Origin of the sequence: Brenneria roseae subsp. roseae, from assembly GCF_003115845.1 — a bacterium.
Taxonomy (GTDB): Bacteria; Pseudomonadota; Gammaproteobacteria; order Enterobacterales; family Enterobacteriaceae; genus Brenneria; species Brenneria roseae.
In genome coordinates this window covers 232974-251423 of the sequence record NZ_KZ819023.1, presented here as the reverse complement: position 1 = coordinate 251423, position 18450 = coordinate 232974, and the positions used below count along the sequence as shown (strand labels likewise).

Here is an 18450-nt window from a genome sequence, read left to right as displayed (position 1 = left end):
ATGCCGCACTAATAGTATAAATTACCGCTTCCACTTTCGTGGCAAATCGGACAAAATCCGCTGTTTATGATAGCGCTGCGTCCTGGTCGAAAAACGTCAACCTTGTCCCCTCAGGTATAACATTCGGCATTCTCCTTCTGACATCCTGTTTTTTCGCCAGGGAGAAGAACTTTACGCGCAGGCAAACGATTAACAATATACTTACGACTGTAACAGGTAAGTCCAGGAGTCATTTTTAGATGGCAACGATCAAAGATGTGGCAAAACGTGCCGGCGTTTCGACCACAACCGTATCGCACGTGATTAATAAAACACGTTTCGTCGCCGAAGAGACCAAGGCTGCCGTGAGGGCGGCGATTAAAGAGTTACATTATTCACCCAGTGCCGTCGCCCGCAGTCTAAAAGTCAACCACACCAAATCTATCGGGCTGTTGGCAACATCAAGTGAAGCGCCCTACTTTGCCGAGATTATCGAAGCCGTTGAAAACAGCTGCTACGCGAAAGGCTACACGCTGATCTTATGTAACTCGCACAACAACATCGACAAACAGCGAGCCTACCTTTCCATGCTGGCCCAAAAACGCGTGGACGGCTTACTGGTCATGTGTGCGGAGTATCCGCCAGACTTACTCGCCATGTTGAAAGACTATCGCAGCATTCCAATGGTGGTCATGGACTGGGGACAGGCGCACAGCGATTTTACCGATACCATTATCGATAACGCCTTTGAAGGCGGCTATATGGCAGGCCGGTATCTGATCGAACGCGGTCACCGGGATATTGGTGCTATTCCCGGCATTCAGGAACGTAACACCGGCAGTGGCCGCTATCTGGGCTTTTTGAAAGCCTTGAACGAAGCGGACATCAAAGTACGCGATGAGTGGATCGTACAGGGCGATTTCGAGCCGGAATCCGGCTATAAAGCCATGCACCAGATTCTGTCACAGAAACACCGACCCACCGCCGTTTTCTGCGGCGGCGATATCATGGCGATGGGCGCAATTTGTGCAGCCGATGAATTGGGACTGCGTGTTCCACAGGATATTTCGGTCATTGGCTACGATAACGTCCGCCATGCCCGCTTTTTCACGCCGGCGCTCACCACCATTCACCAGCCCAAAGAACGTCTGGGACAATCCGCGTTCGCGATGTTGCTGGACCGAATCACCAGCAAACGCGAAGATGCGCAGGTTATCGAGGTCTACCCGACGCTGATTGAACGCCGTTCCGTGGCGGATGGTCCTTTCCGCGATTATCGCCGCTATTCCTGATAACAAATGACTTTCTTATGCCACGCGGCTATTGCGTGCGCCCTGATACTGCTTCAGCCAATTTATACTTGTCCCCCGGCTGAAGCAGTCATAAACTAAATGCGGTTATTACATAAACTGAATTTTTTGTTTTTCTTCACTATCCTTAAATTTTGCGTACCAGCGGACGGCACGGATTGACCTTAAGGATGAGTGCCCCTACGTATTTTTTGCGTACCGGCTTGTGCTTTTCTTCTGCATTTTCCTCTGACCATTCAGAGACTAGACGATGGGAAAATTCCACCGATATCGACTATGGGTAAAAATTGTCTATGTTTTCCTTGCTGAGCACGATCGACAGCAAGGTAGGGAGAAGTTATGAGTTCATCGTATATAGAGGAACTGGATAGCCATAACCTGTCCTGGTTCCATATTGTGCATGAAATGCTGAGTATGGCCGATATCAAAATCAATGGTTCCCGTCCGTTTGATATCGCAGTGAAAAACCCGGATTTCTTTAAACGCGTATTGCGTGAAGGCTCATTAGGGCTGGGTGAAAGTTATATGGATGGCTGGTGGGAGTGTGAACGGCTGGATATGTTTTTCCACCGCGTTTTGCACGCCAGACTGGATGATAAGCTGCCGCGCCATCTGAAAGACATTTTGCGCATTGCCGCATCCCGCCTGATGAACCTGCAATCGAAAAGGCGGGCGTGGATTGTTGGCAAAGAACATTATGATTTGGGAAACGACCTGTTTTCACTGATGCTCGATCCCTACATGCAGTATTCCTGCGCTTACTGGAAAAAAGCCGAAACGCTGGAGCAGGCGCAGGAAGACAAACTGGAGATGATCTGTGAGAAGCTACAGCTCAGACCGGGAATGACGCTGCTGGATATCGGCTGCGGCTGGGGCGGGCTAGCGGAGTTTGCCGCACGCCGTTATGGCGTATCCGTATGCGGCGTAACGATTTCTCGCGAACAGCAGAAACTGGCGCAGCAGCGCTGCCAGGATCTGGACGTCACCATTCTGTTGCAGGATTATCGCGACCTTGCCGGTGAGTTCGATCGGGTTGTTTCCGTCGGTATGTTTGAGCATGTCGGTCCGCGTAACTACGACACCTATTTCCGCGTCATCAGCCAGAATCTTAAACCTGACGGTCTGTTTCTGTTACACACTATCGGCGCGAATCAAACCGACTCACAGCTCGATCCCTGGACGGATAAATATATTTTCCCCAATGGCTGTCTGCCTTCTGTGCGTCATATTGCCCAGGCCAGCGAACCTTACATGGTGATGGAAGACTGGCACAACTTCGGCGCGGATTATGACCGTACCCTAATGGCCTGGCATGGGCGTTTTCAGCAAGGCTGGCCTCAGCTTTCCGAACGCTATTCCGCCCGTTTCCGTCGTATGTTCGGTTACTATCTGAATGCCTGTGCCGGCGCCTTCCGTGCACGGAATATCCAACTCTGGCAGGTGCTTTTCAGTCCGAGTGGCATCGAAGGCGGGTTACGCGTTCCGCGCTAGTCAAAATCTGCTGAAAGCAAGCCGCCGGGAAACGATTCCCGAACGGCTTGTTCTGCGAAGCGACTGCTTATTCTTCACTAACGGGTTCGTTCTTCTGTTGGCTGGCTAATACGCGTTCTACGGTATCCACCACCGCCTGGGTTTGCGGATCAATTTCAATGTTCACGCGATGTCCCAGACGCTTTTGCCCCAGCGTGGTACGATTGAGCGTTTCCGGAATCAAATGCACGCAGAAACGGCTGCGGGTGACCTCACCAATCGTCAGGCTGATTCCATCGATACCGATAAAGCCTTTGTGCAGCACATATTTCATCAACGCTTCGTCGGCCAGGCGGAACCAAATCTGGTGGTTATTTTCCGATACCAGAATTTTCACCACTTCCGCTGTGCAGATAATATGGCCAGACATGACATGACCGCCGATTTCATCGCCCACTTTGGCTGCCCGTTCAACGTTGACGCGGTCACCTTCCTTTACTTCGCCAAGGTTGGTCAATCGCAATGTTTCTTTCATTAAATCGAAACTGGCACAATCCCCCTTTACCGCCGTCACCGTCAGGCAGCAACCGTTGTGCGCCACGGAGGCTCCCGGCACCAGCCCCGGCAGCAGTTCAGGAGGGAGTTTGATCACGTGCGTACGAAAATTTGATTTTTCATCAATGGACACCACCGGCGCGGTGCCTTGAACAATACCGGTAAACATACGGCTTGCCTCTTAAAAAATGATGTAAATAAAAGACCGAACAGTAGCGGGAAAGAAACACCAGCCCACCCGCAGTTTGAAATATGAAGCGTATCAATGCCTGTCGAGCAGTGTGCATGATATTCAGATGAAAACCAAACCTCATTCCCAATACTTAGTGGACATATTGAGGATCACTATACATTTGTGAATTTACCTCTTTCCACTCTGGTTTACTTTTGGCAAGTCGTTACAATAACGCCCTTGTCCTGTCAGCGACATGATTATGTTCATCCACGTTTAATTATCCCGCTATCTGTCAGTCGATTCGAGGAAGGTGTCCGTGCAGAAGTATCTGTCAGAGGCGCGCAATTTATTGGCGCTCGCAATTCCTGTCATTATTGCGCAAGTGTCTCAGACATCCATGGGTGTGGTTGATACCATTATGGCGGGTTCCTACAGCGCTACGGATATGGCTGCCGTTGCCGTCGGTACTTCCATCTGGCTGCCCGCCATTCTTTTCGGTCATGGATTATTACTGGCCCTGACGCCGGTTGTGGCGCAGTTGAATGGGTCTGGCCGCAGGGAGCGCATTGCGCATCAGGTTCAACAGTCTTTCTTTCTGGCGCTGCTCGTTTCATTGCTTATTATGGTGGTGCTGTATCAAGGCGAATATGCCATTAACCTGATGAATGACGGATCGCCGGAACTGGCGGAAAAAGCGATCGGTTACCTGCACGCGCTGTTGTGGGGAGTGCCTGGCTACCTGTTCTATCAGGTTCTGCGCAGCCAGTGCGAAGGATTATCAAAAACCAAACCGGGTATGGTCATTGGCTTTATCGGACTTTTAATCAACATTCCCATCAACTACATTTTTATCTACGGTAAATTCGGCATGCCTGAATTGGGCGGCGTCGGCTGCGGGGTGGCCACGGCGTCAGTCTATTGGATCATGATGTTGTTGATGATGGCTTATACCCGGCAAGCCGCCTGGTTACGCGATATCAAGCTGCAACAATCGCGATTCAGACCAGACTGGCGGGCGCTGCAACGGTTGTTCTCCCTCGGTTTGCCTATTGCGCTGGCGATGTTCTTTGAAGTCACGCTCTTTGCCGTGGTTGCACTGCTGGTGCTTCCGCTCGGGGTCGTGGATGTCGCCGGCCACCAGATCGCGCTGAACTTCAGCTCATTGATGTTCGTTCTCCCTTTATCTATTGGCGTCGCCACAACTATTCGCGTCGGCCATCGACTGGGGGAAGGCTCCACCGAACTCGCCCGTATCGCCGCACATACCGGGCTCATGACAGGCGTGGTCATGGCTTCCTGCACGGCAATATTCACCACGCTGTTACGGGAACCTATCGCCCTGCTCTACAATCAGGATCCTGACGTCGTCGCCATGGCGTCATACCTGATGTTGCTGGCTGCGATCTATCAAATCTCTGACGCCATACAGGTTATCGGCAGCGGCGTGTTACGCGGATATAAAGATACCCGGTCAATCTTTTATATTACCTTTACCGCCTATTGGGTGCTGGGGCTGCCGAGCGGCTATCTGCTGGCGTTAACTGACCATGTGGTTCCCCGCATGGGGCCCGCGGGTTTCTGGTGTGGATTTATTATTGGATTAACCGCCGCCGCGATCATGATGGTGACGCGCATTCGTTGGCTTCAACGCCAGCCGGCCGTGCAGATTCTGACACGGGCGGCTCGTTAGTGCTTTCTCGCGCTCTCACACCGCGCCAGAGGCGGGCCGGCGCTTCAGCAAACGTCCCTGACGTCCTGACACGCGCCCGTCTTCGTAACTCACCACGCCGTTGACCACCACCAGATCGATGCCCGGCGCTTGCCGGCAGGGGTCGCTGTAGGTGGCGACGTCCTGAATCTTCGTCATATCGACCAGCGTTACATCGGCGAACGCCCCTTCGCGCACCACGCCCCGATCCTGCAAACGAAAACGTGCGGCCGACAGCCCCGTCATCTTGCGCACCGCCTCGGGCAGATCGAACAGTTGCAGGTCGCGGCAGTAGTGGGCCAGCACGCGCGGGAAAGTGCCCCAGAGCCGCGGGTGAGGATTGGGATCGTTGGGTAAACCGTCGGATCCCACCATCGAGAGCGGATGCGCCAAAATCTTGCGCACGTCGTCTTCGCTCATCATGTGGTAGATCGCCCCGGCCGGACGCAGGCGCTCGGTGGCCTGCCATTGATCGACGCCCCACTGTTCGGCAATCTCTTTCAACGTCTGTCTGGCCATCTCCGGATGCGGCTCGGACCAGGTAATAAAGATTTCCATCTCTCCATCGACGCGCCAGGCGTCCAACGTCGTGGAACTGGCCGCATAGGGATAGCAATCGCAGTTGCACGGCTGCTCGCGGGCGGCTTTTTCCAGCGCGGCCAGCGCCAGCGGCGCACGTCCCCAGTTGCCCGCGCCGGCGCACTTGAGATGGGAGATCACCAGGTCCGCGCCGGCGCGACGAGCCGTACTGAACGACTCTTGCAGCGAATCCAGCAGGCCGTCGTGTTCGTTGCGCATGTGCGTGGTATACAGCGCGCCATGAGCGCCGACGATGTCCACCAGCCGCTGCATTTCCTTCGCGGGGGCCTGTTTGGCGTTGGTGTAGGCCAGCCCGGAGCTAAGGCCGATGGCGCCGGCGTTAAGCGCGCCTTCCAGCGTTTCGCACATCTGTTCCAGCTCCTGCGCCGTCGCCGGACGATCGAATTGCGTCATCACGTTGGCTCGCAGCGCCGTGTGGCCGATCAGCGCCGCCACGTTGACGCTCGGGCAGGCGCGTTCAACCGCGTCGGCATACTCCCCGAAGGTCGGATAAATAAAGGCATCCTGACCGCCCAGCAGGTTCATCGGATCCGGCGGCGCGCCCGTCAGGGTCACCGGCGAGGCGCTGATCCCGCAGTTGCCGACAATTACCGTGGTCACGCCCTGAGAAATCTTGGCCAGCATGTCCGGAGAACCAATAACGTTGGTGTCGTCGTGAGTATGTACGTCAATAAAGCCCGGCATCAGATAACGCCCGGCACCCGCAATCACCCGCCGCGCCGCGTGCCCGGAGAGATTGCCGATAGCGGCAATCCGTTCGCCGACGATCGCGACGTCGGCGGTATACGGCGCCGCGCCGCTGCCATCGACCACGGTGACGCCGCAAAACAGTAGGTCAAATGCCATCATCACATCCTCCGGCCCGCGGTGAAATCCCAGCCCTTGCCGGGAACCGCGTCCATCAATTGTTGAGTGTAAGGCTGTTGTGGATTAGCCAGCACATCGCCCGCCGGGCCATACTCAATGACCTGACCGTGCTGCATCACCAGCACGTCGTCGCAGACCTGCGCCGCCACCCGCAGATCGTGGGTAATGAACAAAATGGCGACCTGCATACGCTGTTGAATATCGTCCAGCAGTTGCAGCACCTGCGCCTGCACCGAGACGTCGAGCGCCGACACGGCTTCGTCGGCGACGATCACATCCGGCTCCATCGCCAACGCGCGGGCAATCGCAATGCGTTGCCGCTGCCCGCCGGAAAACTGATGCGGATAACGATCGATGGCGTCAGCCGGCAGCCCGACCAGTTCCAGCAGTTCCTGACCGCGGGCCCAGGCCTGAGCGAACGACACGCCGTAGTTCATGGGGCCTTCCACCAGACTCTTGCCGATAGTCATGCGCGGATTGAGCGACCGGTTGGGGTCCTGAAAGATCATCTGGATGCGTTTGCGATGGGGTTTTAGCCCGGCCGTCGTCAGCTCGGAAATATCCTTGCCGGTAATCCGAACCGCGCCGTCGGTCGGCGTCAGCAAACGCATCACACAGCGGGCCAACGTTGACTTGCCGGAACCGCTCTCACCGACGATACCCAGCGTTCGCCCGCGTTTGAGCATGAAGGTCACGTCATGTACCGCACGCGTGCCCTCGCGTCGTTTGCGGAATCCGAACCATGCGCCACCGGAGGCCGGATAGGTTTTGCCCAGCTCAACGACGTCGAGCACCACCTGCGCGCTGGCCGCCTCACGACGCGCCGTTCTGGGCGCGAGACTGGGAACCGCGGCCAGCAGCGCTTTGGTGTAATCCTCCCGCGGCTGAGACAGCACCTGCTGCACGGTGCCGGACTCAACAATGTGTCCCTGACGCATCACGCAAACGCGGTCGGCGATGTCCACCACCACGCCCATGTCGTGGGTGATGAACAGCACGGCAGTGCCGTGCTGTTGCTGGAGTTCGCGGATCAGTTTGAGGATTTGTTGCTGAGTCGTCACGTCGAGCGCCGTGGTCGGCTCATCGGCGATCAGCAGGCGAGGCTCAAGCACCAGCGCCATCGCGATCATGATGCGCTGGCGCTGACCGCCGCTGAGCTGATGCGGGTAGGCGTCATGAACGCGTTCGATATCCGGCAGATGCACCTGCGCCAACGCATTCATCACCCGCTCACGGCGCGCCGGGGCGCTCAGTTCGGTATGCGTTTGCAACACTTCGTCAATTTGCCGCCCTACCGTAAGCACCGGGTTGAGAGCCGTCATGGGCTCCTGGAAAATCATCGCCATACGGCTGCCGCGCAACGCCTTGAGCCGACCGTTGCTGACCTGTAGGACATCTTCTCCGTCCAGCAGGATGCGTCCGCTCACCGCAGCAAGCGCGTCTTTCGGCAGCAGACCGAGGGTCGTCAGCGACGTGACCGACTTGCCCGAGCCGCTCTCGCCCACCAGGCAGACCGTCTCCCCGGCATGGATCTCGAATGAGATATCCTGCAGGATCGGCACGCCTTGCGCGGTATTCACGCATAAGCGGTCCACGCACAGGATGTCGTTCTGGCGTTCGCTCATGCGGCCCCCCTTTTCTTCAGGCGCGGGTCAAGCGCATCGCTCACCGCGTCGCCCAACAGATTGATCGACAAAATACACAGCGACAGGGCCAGACCCGCCCACAGCACCAGCGAAGGCTTGAGCTGGAAGTACACGCGACCCTCGGCGATGATGTTGCCCCAGGTCGGAATTTCGGTGCCGATGCCGGCGCCGAGAAACGACAAAATCGCTTCGGTCAGAATCGCCGATGCGCAGATATAGGTGCTCTGCACAATCAGCGGCGCCAGCGTATTGGGCATCAGGTGCCGGGTGAGAACCCTGAAGCTGGAGGTGCCCATCAGCACCGCGGCCTCCACAAACGGCTCTTCGCGGGCCGACAGCACCCGAGAGCGCACCAGACGCACTACCTGCGGGATCTCCGGCACCATGATGGCGACCATGACGGTCCAGATGCCGGCGCTGCTCAGCGAAACGATGGCGATCGCCAGCAGGATGCCGGGGATCGCCATCAGACCGTCCATCACCCGCATCAGCAATGCATCGATACCCCGGAAATAGCCCGCCAGCAACCCCAGCGGCAGGCCGATAAGCACGCTCATCACCGTCACCCCCAGACCCACAATCAGCGAGATACGCGCGCCGTAGACGATGCGTGAAAACAGATCGCGTCCGTAAGCGTCGGTGCCGAGCCAGAATTCGGCGCTGGGCGGTTTCAGACGAAACGCCGGAGACAGCGCCACCGGATCGTGATTGGCGATCCAGGGCGCGAAAATCGCCATGGTCACGATCAGCACCAATACAATCAGCGAGACGACCGCCGTCAGCGGCACGCGCGCCAGTACGATTCGGCGCTTCCGGGGCGCTGGCAAGGTCAGAGAAACCGGTTTACTCATGCCCATGCCCTCAATAACGAATACGCGGATCGCTAATCGCATACGACAAATCGATCAGCAAATTAATGATGACATACACCCCGCTGGTCAGCAGGATCATCCCCTGAATCACCGGGTAGTCCCGGGCCAGCACGGCATCCACAATCAGGCGTCCCAACCCGGGAATGTTAAACACGCTTTCGGTCACCACGACCCCGGAAATCATCAGCGCGAAACCGGTGCCGATCACCGTCAGAATCGGGATCATCGCATTGCGCAGCGCGTGCCGGAACAGTACGTGAATCTCTGCCAGTCCTTTGGCGCGGGCGGTACGGATGTAATCTTCCCCCAGCACTTCGATCACACTGGCGCGGGTCATTCGGGCCACCAGCGCGATATACACCGACGACAGCGTCAATGCCGGCAGCACGATGCGCTGGGCGAACGGCCACACGCCGTTAGTGATGCTGCTAAATCCCTGTACCGGCAACCATCGCAGTTCGAGGGAAAACACGGTGATCAGCACATAGCCGATCACGAACACCGGCACGGAAAAACCCAGCACCGACAAAGACATCACCAGATTGTCAATCCAACTGCCGTGCTTCCAGGCCGCCAGCACGCCCAGCGGCACGGAAATCAGAATGGTGAAGGCTATCGCCACCAGCGCCAGACTCAGGGTCGGCTCCAGACGCTGACCAATCATGGTCAGCACCGGCGTGTTGGCCATCAGGGACGTGCTGAAGTCCCCTTGCAACAGCTGCGCGATCCACACGAAAAACTGCTGATACAGCGGCTGGTTCAGGCCCAGGCTTTCGCGAATCGCCTCCAGTTGCTGCGGAGTCGCCATGTCGCCGGCGATAATCGCCGCCGGGTCGCCCGGTGACAGCCGCAGTAACAGAAAGACAAACAGCGCCACCACCAGCATCACCGGGATCGCCGCCAGCACGCGGCGAATGAAGTAACCAAGCATTAGGAACCTCCGCAGACATTCATCACACAGTAATCAGTCGCTTTTCTCGACGTTCCAGAACACCGTGGACGGTCCGGTCATCAGGTGACTGATACGGCTGCTCCAGACCGCTACGTCGTAGAACTGGCCCAGCGGAATATAGCTGACCTGATCCATCGCGCGTTTCTGAATCTCCTCCGCAATCGCTTTCTGTTTGGCCGGGTCGGTTGCGGTAGCGAAATCCACCCGCAGTTCGTTCATTTTCGGATCGGTCGGCCAGCCAAACCAGGCGCCTTTCTGTCCCCCGCCGTCAAGCATCGGATTGACCACCGGGTTCCAGATGGTTTCCGCATTCCAGTAGGTGAAGAACAGATTCCAGCCGCCCTGCGACGGCGGGTTCTGATTGGCCCGACGCGACACCAGCGTCTGCCAGTCCATCGGTTGCAGATCGACCTTGAAGCCCGCCTTGCGCAGAGCCTGCGCCACCACTACCGGCTGCGGCGCCTGACTCGGTACGTCGGTCGGCTGCATGATCACCACCGGCGTGCCGTCATAGCCGGCCTTCTTCAACAGCGCTTTGGCCGCTTCCAGATCGCCGCCGTTGAGCAGCGACTCGCCGCCCGCTTCCGTTTCCAGAACCGTGCCGCAGCCGAACACCGAGGCGCACTGCTTGAAGTACTCCGGATTGCCCACCAATGCGTCGAGTACGTCTTTCTGGTTCATCGCCAGCAGTGCGGCGCGGCGGATGTCCGGATTATCGAATGGCGGATAAAGGAAGTTCATCCGCCCACCGGTCATCGCGCCCAATTTGCTCAGGATCCCGGATTTGAGGTCAGGATTGGCCTGCACCATCGGCAGCAAATCGATCGGCAACTGTTCGATGAAATCGATATCGCCGGAGGACAGCGCGTTGATCGCCGTCATACGGTCCGGCATGTTGATCCATTCCACGCGATCGACGTTGACCACTTTGCCGCCCGCAGTGCCGCTCGCCGGTTCCTGGCGCGGTACGTATTGCTGGAATTTCTCGTAGACCACGAGATTGCCGGGATCGAATTCGCCGGCGACAAACTTATACGGGCCGGAACCGGTGTAGTCGGTAATCATTTTGCCGTCAGGCGTGTTGGCAACCCGCTCCGGCATCATGAACGCCGCCACGGACGAAGGCTTGGCCAACAGTTGCAAAACGTAGCCAAAAGGTTTGGCCAGCGTCAGGGTGATGGTTTTGTCGTCGGTGGCGGTAATGCTGGCGGTGTACTTCATCATCAACTGCCCGCCGACGTCATACCGCGCCCAGCGATTGAGCGAGGCGACGCAGTCCGCGGCGGTGACAGGCTTGCCGTCATGCCAAAGCAGACCGTCACGCAGCGTAAAAGTGTAGGTCAGGCCGTCTGGCGAAACGGTCCAGTCGGCCATTTGCGGCTTGGGCACAAAATTCTCGTCCATGCCGATCAGGGTATCGTAAATCATGTAGCCGTGATTGCGGGTGATCTGCGCGGTGGTCGCGATCGGATCGAGCACGCGCAGGGATGAGGACATCACCGCATGCAGGGTTTTGTCCGCGGCCAAAGCGGGTGAGGCGTACAGGGCAGCGCTCAGGCTGAACGGCAACAGCAGACAGGCGATCAGGGAACGGGATGGATATTTTTTCATTCTCAACACTCCTTCAAAATAGCAACGTGTGGTGTCGGGACTTGCTGTGTGGTGCTACGCCATGAGATAACGCCGGGCGCCCGGGCCGTAACCTTCAGGCAACCACGGCCAGCTCATGCTCTCCCCCAGATCAGGGACGTTTAACGCCGGTCTGGCGGGTGATGATGCCGTAATGTTCGATACGCCGGTGACGCGCGAAGTCGAAGATGGTGCTCTTGCCGAAATGGCTCAGATCCATATCGCAGCGATGGACGATCAGCTCATCCTCCTGCCCTTTGGCTCTGGCGACCACAAAACCGTTGGGATCGACGATCACGCTGCCGCCCATCAGCGGAAAGCCATCTTCGACCCCGGCCTTCGCGACGCCGACCACCCAGGTGGCGTTCTGGTACGCGCCGGCCTGCATGCACAGTTCGGAATGGAACAGCCGCTGCGCTTCGCCTTCGCCGCGATTCTGCGCGTTCACCGACGGCGTGTTGTAGCCCAGCGTGATCAGTTCCACCCCCTGCAATCCCATGACGCGATAAGTCTCCGGCCAGCGGCGGTCATTGCAGATGCACATGCCCATCACGGTGCCCTCGGTTTCCCAGGTCGGAAAACCGAGGTCGCCCGGTTCGAAATAGCGTTTTTCCAGATGTTGAAAGTCCCGGTGGATATCGAACTCGACATGCCCCGGCAGATGTACCTTGCGGTACTTGCCGACGATGTTGCCTTGACGATCGGTCAGGATCGAGGTGTTGTAATGGTGTCCGTCGGGGGTCAGTTCGGCGTAACCGAACGTGATGGCGATACCGTGTCCGCGGGAAAAATCGAACAGCGGACGCGTCACGTCATTCGGCATTTCACGCTCGAACCAGCTATCGACTTCCCGCTGATCTTCCATATACCAGCGTGGAAAGAAGGTAGTCAGGGCCAGTTCGGGAAATACGACGAGTTCGCACGCCTGCTGCCGGGCCTGTTCCAGTAACGCCAGCATGCGCTGGACCACACTTTCTCTTGAGTCGCTTTTTTGGATCGCCCCCAGTTGGGCGCCGCCGATAACGATTTCGCGCATGCCATATCCTCCACAAGACCGACTCGGTGTCGGCAAACCTTTGCAGTGCGTAGGGTTCATTGTGGGAGGTTCGACCTTATATGTCGTATGCCAATATGTCGGTCTTGATTAACCTGATGTTAATCCAGATTGAACAGGTGAAAACCGCCGTCCTTCAGCGTGCTGCGCAGATGCTCGACGAACACCTGCGCAAATTGCGCCAGAGGTTCACGCCGCAGGTGCACAAGGCTGATGGTCAGGCGTTCTTCGTTGAGGATCGGCAGCACCGCCATACGCTCCGAACCCGACGCCCGGTAGGAAACTTCATCGACGACGGAAAAACCGGTGCCGTTTTTAACCAGTGCGCAGGCATGGTGGGGAGAATCGACATCAATGCTGGGCCGATATGGCAGGCCCACGCGCTCGAAAGCCTGATTCATGAAACTGTGAAACGGGGTATCCGAGGCATAGCCGATGAACGCGGTATCCGCCAGCGCCTCGGGCAGCTCGTTTGCCGAAATGCGGGTCAGCGGGTGATCCTCCGGACATACCACCAGCACCCGGATGTAGCTCAGAGGGATGGCGCGCAGATTGGGGTGATCGATAGGAAACAGCGAAATCCCAAAGTCGGCCTGCCGGTCGAGCAGACGATCGCGCAACAAGGAATGGCGCAGACATTCCAGGCTGACGAGGATGTCTTCGTTGCACCGTCGGAAAGCAGCGATGGCATCTGGCACCAGCTGATGCCCCAGACTGGGGCTACTGGCGATGCGCAGCACGCCATGACGCTGCTGAACCAGATTGTGCAATGTGGTGTTGACCCGCTGAATATCGCGATAGACCGATTCAACATCGGTGAAGAGACATCTCGCCTCCGGCGAAGGATACAATCGCCCCTTAACCCGTTCGAACAGTTGAAAGCCTATACGCGCCTCGGTGTGGGAGAGCATCCGGCTGACGGCCGGCTGAGACACATACAGAAGTTGCGCGGCACCGTTGATCGAACCGGTGATCATGACCGCCCGAAAAACTTCGATCTGACGCAGATTGAGCGACTGCATTCGACATACCTCGGTGAAATTGATGGCGTCCGCCTACCGCCGAACGCTTAACAATAGGTTATATGACCATAGCAATTAGTATGCCAATGACATAAACAAGCCGAATGTTGCGCTGACAGCAGGGAAATGACCCGGTAATAATATGATTTGCCCACTTCCTGAGGAGTCTACCGCCGTGGCCATTCCACAAACGATCCTGCCTGTCTTCCTGCTAATCATGCTGGGCTATGTTCTGGCCCGCCGTGGCGCGCTTGATCCCCACGCCAACAAGGCGCTGGGCGGCCTTGCCTTCAAACTGTTCATGCCGATGGTGCTGTTCACCGGGATGATCAACGCGCCGCTGCATGACGGTCTGAACATCAAGATCCTGGCCGCGTATTTCGTGCCGGCGTTGTTCATTTTCGCCGTGGTCAACCTGTTCGCCCATCGCCGTCTGGGATATCCCACCCCGTTCGGCCTGACCGCATCCTTCGCCAACAACGCCCTGATCGGCCTGGCGATGGTGGCGGGGCTGTTCGGCAACGACGGTCTGATACTGCTGTTCACCGTACTCGCCGTGCATAGTCTGCTGCTGTTCAGCGCTCAAAGCTTCTACGACAGCCTCGCTGGCAGCGAGCCGTTCAAACCCGGCATTCTGGTCGCCAGCCTCGCCAATCCGATGATCGTCGGTCTGCTGTTGGGAACGGCGGTCAATCTGTCGAATCTGACGCTGCCGGGCTGGAGCATGAAACTGGCGACCTGGCTGGCTCAGGCGGCGCTGCCCTGCGCGCTTATCGTGCTCGGCGCCAACCTCTCCGGCTATCGGCTGCGTCCCAGCGCGCTAGTGGTCGGCATCACGCTCGCCAAGCTGGCCGCCATGCCCTTGCTGGTGCTGCTGACCTGCATGCTGCTGAACATCAGCGGCATGCCGCGCAGTGTACTGGTGCTGATGGCCGCCAACCCCTCCGGCGTCAATGTGCTGGGCTTTGCGCGCTCGCTGGAAAACAGCCAGGTCGCCAGTTCGGCTATCTGCCTTTCTACGCTGCTGTCGATGGTCACTCTCCCGCTGTGGATGTGGATCATCAGCCTGCTTTGAGCCACGCCGTCATTCAATCCACTCTTGCCATGACGCTTACGCCTGCCCGGCGGTGGCGATGCGACCTGCCGCCGGTGAGGCTGTTGTTTGGTGAAGGGGATGAAGGGAAAATGCAGCGGACCGTTGCCGATCAGTCTTTATCGCGCTTCCGGGCGGTGATTTTGGTCTGTCGCCAGTTGAGCAGCGGTGTCACCGACATGCCATGCACCACCACGCTGGCGACGATCAGCGTAAAGGCCATATCAGCCATTCTTGTTACCTCGTCACCGGCCAGTCCGTGGGTATAGGCCCAGGCAATGTAGTTAATGCTGCCGATCCCCCGAATGCCCAGCCATCCCAGTATCAGCCGCTGCTCACGCGGCGCCTGCATACCGATAGTGGCAATCCATACCGACAGCGGCCGGATAATCAGAAACAGCAAAGCGCCCATCAGCAGACCGGCCGGATCCCAGTGTTGAGCCAGCGTGATGCCCAGCACGATAATGATCCCCGCGGCAAACAGTCTTTCCACCATATCGCCGAACGACAGGGCATCCCCCACCACTAACCCAACTGAACTGGTGGGATTGGTTTCGCCCGGTTCGTGACGGATATGGGGATTGACCATCACCTCGGCGGGAGGGCGGTTGTCGCTGTCGGAAAATTCATCGGCAGGCTGACGATTGACTACGCGCATTTCTGCCCGGCGCAGCCCGACGCCGGCGGCAAAAGCCGCAAGAAATCCTGACGCATCCAGCGCCTGTGCGGCGGCATAGCTCAGGGCAATCAGCGCCAGCGCCAGGAAATCGTTCGGCGCAACGTCCTGATGGGTATGGCGCAGATGCGTGGCGTACTGGCCGACAAAGCGGCCCATGGCGAAACCGATTCCCACCCCGGCGGTAATCGCCCACAGCACGTCCACCAACGCCCACTGGCCGAACGCCGCCAGCGATACGCCGCCCGGCGTGGTCAGCAGCAGGACCGCCAGCATCAGCAGCGGCAGAGCACTGCCGTCATTCATTCCCGCCTCGCTGGAAAGCGAGACGCGCAGGTTGTCATTATCGCTGGCATCGTTAACCGAGATTAAACTGGCCAAGACCGGGTCGGTAGGCGCCACAATCGCGCCAAACGCCAGTGAGAGCGGCCAGGAGAGTCCGGTAAAATAGTGCGCCGCCAGGGCCGCGCCCGCGACCGTCAGCAGCATGCCGGGAAACGCGAGCCGCAGACCGATACGCCAACCCTGGCTTTTTAGCGGCAGCCTCAGCTTAAGACCGGTAATAAACAGCGAAGCGGCCATGGCGATTTCAGTGATATTTTTTGTCAGCTCCGCATGAGCGGCAATATCCACCCGCAGCAGATTTAACACCCACGGCCCGCATAACACCCCCGCCGCCAGATAAATCGCAAACACCGTTATCGGACCACGCTTGATCCAACCCGACGCCAGCGACATCAGCAGTAATAAACCGCCGGTTACGGCAGTCCAGCCAAGAAAGCCCATTTTTGCTCCTCTTTTGATCTATCTACGGGTGTAAGTATGATCGCTAATAGAGAAGAAGGCTGGATATCTATTTGAAATCGCCAATTTTTCAGCAGGATTAAACGGCAATAATTGTAGAGATTCAGAGGTCCTTATCGGCGTATTATTTTTTAAGGGCCTGCATGAAATCACGAAAATGCGGGGAAAATTCGGCAAATAATGGATGATTGCGATGGGTCATCATAACCTCGCCAAACAGTTTCAATCCAACAGCAAACGCCGTTGCCGCGGCTTCGTCAAAATCGCTGCGTTGGCGCATTCGTTCCACAATAGCGAAGATATCATCATGATTCCCCACCTCGAATTGAAGTTGCTTGTCTTCAACGGGAGGAACACCATTTTTATCAGCAAGATGCTCAATGGTAATGCGGTATTGGTGTTGTTTCATATCAATTTCTCCATTGACCGGATGAATTGGTCCCCGGCTTTAAAGGGGGCACGGATTAGCACGGTGAACCCGCGCCATAAAAATCAACAATATCACACCGGTTATCGGCTGTCTCACGCCGGAAACGTCGCCTTCTGCACCGTACATTTTTCCATTCCCTGCAATCAGGGTAAACTAATCCATCGCTATGCCGCGTGGGCGTTCTATGTTGAACAATAGCCCCAGGCCAGCGCGTAAGATGAGATGAGAGTCAATATGCAATCACGACGAGAATTCCTGATAACCGGCCTTGGAATAGGCATTTCAGCGCTGCTCCGGCCTATCGCGACGAATGCCGGCACAACGAATATGGCGAAACTCAGAGCCGGTGCCGGTCGGGCTAATATCGTATTTTCCGACGACCTTTATCCCCTGGACGGATTTGTCGGCGAACACGATCCGCTTGCCGCCCGCGTTCTTTTACTGGATGACGGCAGTAAGCGGATGTGCGTCACTGTCATTGACCTGACGTCGATTCCGGAAGAAATCATTACCGCCATGAAGTCGCTTCTTACCGCCATCACCGGCGTTCCGGCTGAGAATGCCATCATTTGCGCCAGTCACACCTTCTCGACGCCACACGTCTTTTCGGCCGGAGAGGCGCCGCCTGGTACGGATACCGCACGCAACGATGCGATGCGCAGCGCTTTCGAGACCGCGCTGCGCATCGCGGCGACGCAAGCCATCGCCACCTTGCAGCCCGCGCGCCTGGGCTTCGGTTCCGGCACGAGCCGGGTGAATATCAACCGCGACGCGCCCACCTCGCACGGATGGTGGTTGGGAGCTAACGAAGCGGGTTTCACCGATCCCTTCCTCGGCGTGCTACGCGTCGATAGCCTCGACGGCAAGCCTCTGGCGATCCTGATGAACTTTTCGGTGCAATCCTCGATCACCGACGGTTCACAGCGCGAAACAGGCGGAAGGCTGATTTCCGCCGATCTGGCCGGGGCGGCGGCGCGTTATGTCGAAACGCACTATGGTTCAGACGCAGTCGCGTTATTCCTCGTCGGTGCGGCGGGCGATCAGGCGCCTTATCTTCAGGCAAATCGGCATGTCGTTAACGAAGACGGCAGCGTCGGTCAAATTGACCTCCACGAAGCGGGCCTCATACTGGTGGATCTGCTCGGTGAGCGCCTCGGTGCAGATGTCGTTCGCGTCGCCCGGCACATCGTGATGGAGCCCGCAACGGCGCTGGACATACGACGTGAGAGTGTGGAAGTAACCTCACAGGACTTTTCTCCAAGCAACAAGCCAGTCGGTCCCGTCAGCGCCTTCGACTACAAAATTGGTGAGAAGCAGACCGTTCCGGTCGTATTGATACGTATCGGCGACATGGCGCTGGTCGGTATGCAGCCTGAACTTGCCGCAAGCATTGGCGCGCAAATCCGGGCTGACTCGCCATACAGGCAAACATTGGTGGCAACGATGGTCGATGGCGCCGCCAAGTATATGCCCGATTCACAAAGCTACGACCGATTCACTTACGAAGCACGGAGCTCACCGTATGCAAAAGGTGCGGCTGAGGCTGCGGCCGCTGCAATAATCAGCAAACTGAAGCAAATGGACACATCGAAAACTAAAGAGGATTAA

The 18450-nt window shown here is 57.4% G+C and carries 15 protein-coding genes; 5 read left to right on the top strand and 10 right to left on the bottom strand.

All coding sequences use genetic code 11. From position 1 onward, the window contains the following. The first annotated feature begins 239 nt into the window (after nucleotides 1-239). Nucleotides 240-1271, top strand: a complete 1032-nt coding sequence (purR, locus tag DDT52_RS03430) for an HTH-type transcriptional repressor PurR (RefSeq protein ID WP_109053093.1) — start codon at nucleotides 240-242, stop codon at nucleotides 1269-1271. 357 nt (nucleotides 1272-1628) lie between these two features. Next, nucleotides 1629-2780, top strand: a complete 1152-nt coding sequence (cfa, locus tag DDT52_RS03425) for a cyclopropane fatty acyl phospholipid synthase (protein WP_136155110.1) — start codon at nucleotides 1629-1631, stop codon at nucleotides 2778-2780. Nucleotides 2781-2847: 67 nt separating this feature from the next. Here cfa and DDT52_RS03420 read toward each other — a convergent pair whose 3' ends face one another. After that, complete coding sequence (locus DDT52_RS03420; protein WP_109053095.1) at nucleotides 2848-3483, bottom strand: riboflavin synthase subunit alpha; 636 nt, start codon at nucleotides 3481-3483, stop codon at nucleotides 2848-2850. A gap of 322 nt (nucleotides 3484-3805) precedes the next feature. Here DDT52_RS03420 and DDT52_RS03415 point away from each other — a divergent pair, with 322 nt between their 5' ends. Then, complete coding sequence (locus DDT52_RS03415) at nucleotides 3806-5179, top strand: MATE family efflux transporter (protein ID WP_136155109.1); 1374 nt, start codon at nucleotides 3806-3808, stop codon at nucleotides 5177-5179. Between the two features lie 15 nt (nucleotides 5180-5194). On the opposite strand, the gene DDT52_RS03410 is transcribed toward DDT52_RS03415, so the two are convergent. From DDT52_RS03410 to DDT52_RS03380, 7 genes are all read right to left on the bottom strand, one after another. Further along, the gene (locus DDT52_RS03410) at nucleotides 5195-6643 is read right to left on the bottom strand and encodes an N-acyl-D-amino-acid deacylase family protein (RefSeq protein WP_136155271.1); all 1449 of its coding nucleotides are present in this window, start codon (nucleotides 6641-6643) and stop codon (nucleotides 5195-5197) included. A 2-nt stretch (nucleotides 6644-6645) separates the two neighbouring features. Further along, nucleotides 6646-8289, bottom strand: coding sequence for an ABC transporter ATP-binding protein (locus DDT52_RS03405; RefSeq protein ID WP_136155108.1), 1644 nt, complete (start codon nucleotides 8287-8289; stop codon nucleotides 6646-6648). Further along, nucleotides 8286-9161 (bottom strand): ABC transporter permease, encoded by an 876-nt coding sequence (locus DDT52_RS03400; protein WP_136155107.1) that lies wholly within the window; start codon nucleotides 9159-9161, stop codon nucleotides 8286-8288. Before DDT52_RS03400 ends, DDT52_RS03405 begins: the two co-directional genes overlap by 4 nt. A gap of 10 nt (nucleotides 9162-9171) precedes the next feature. Continuing rightward, nucleotides 9172-10113, bottom strand: coding sequence for an ABC transporter permease (locus tag DDT52_RS03395; protein ID WP_136155106.1), 942 nt, complete (start codon nucleotides 10111-10113; stop codon nucleotides 9172-9174). Nucleotides 10114-10146: 33 nt separating this feature from the next. Further along, on the bottom strand, nucleotides 10147-11745 hold the full coding sequence (locus DDT52_RS03390) for an ABC transporter substrate-binding protein (RefSeq protein WP_136155105.1): 1599 nt from the start codon (nucleotides 11743-11745) through the stop codon (nucleotides 10147-10149). A 130-nt stretch (nucleotides 11746-11875) separates the two neighbouring features. Next, the gene (locus DDT52_RS03385; RefSeq protein WP_136155104.1) at nucleotides 11876-12799 is read right to left on the bottom strand and encodes an N-carbamoyl-D-amino-acid hydrolase; all 924 of its coding nucleotides are present in this window, start codon (nucleotides 12797-12799) and stop codon (nucleotides 11876-11878) included. 119 nt (nucleotides 12800-12918) lie between these two features. Further along, a complete protein-coding gene (locus tag DDT52_RS03380) occupies nucleotides 12919-13839 on the bottom strand; it encodes a LysR family transcriptional regulator (RefSeq protein ID WP_109053103.1) in 921 nt (306 codons plus the stop codon). 175 nt (nucleotides 13840-14014) lie between these two features. Between DDT52_RS03380 and DDT52_RS03375 the strand changes: the two genes are divergently transcribed. Next, nucleotides 14015-14914 carry an AEC family transporter gene (locus tag DDT52_RS03375; RefSeq protein ID WP_136155103.1) on the top strand — a complete coding sequence of 300 codons (900 nt, stop codon included), beginning with the start codon at nucleotides 14015-14017 and terminating at the stop codon, nucleotides 14912-14914. Nucleotides 14915-15044: 130 nt separating this feature from the next. Here DDT52_RS03375 and DDT52_RS03370 read toward each other — a convergent pair whose 3' ends face one another. Beyond that, complete coding sequence (locus DDT52_RS03370; protein ID WP_136155102.1) at nucleotides 15045-16394, bottom strand: cation:proton antiporter; 1350 nt, start codon at nucleotides 16392-16394, stop codon at nucleotides 15045-15047. A 142-nt stretch (nucleotides 16395-16536) separates the two neighbouring features. Next, nucleotides 16537-16821, bottom strand: a complete 285-nt coding sequence (locus tag DDT52_RS03365) for a DUF3861 domain-containing protein (RefSeq protein WP_109053106.1) — start codon at nucleotides 16819-16821, stop codon at nucleotides 16537-16539. Nucleotides 16822-17076: 255 nt separating this feature from the next. Here DDT52_RS03365 and DDT52_RS03360 point away from each other — a divergent pair, with 255 nt between their 5' ends. Continuing rightward, entirely contained in the window at nucleotides 17077-18450 is a 1374-nt protein-coding gene (locus DDT52_RS03360) for a hypothetical protein (protein WP_247595467.1), read from the top strand.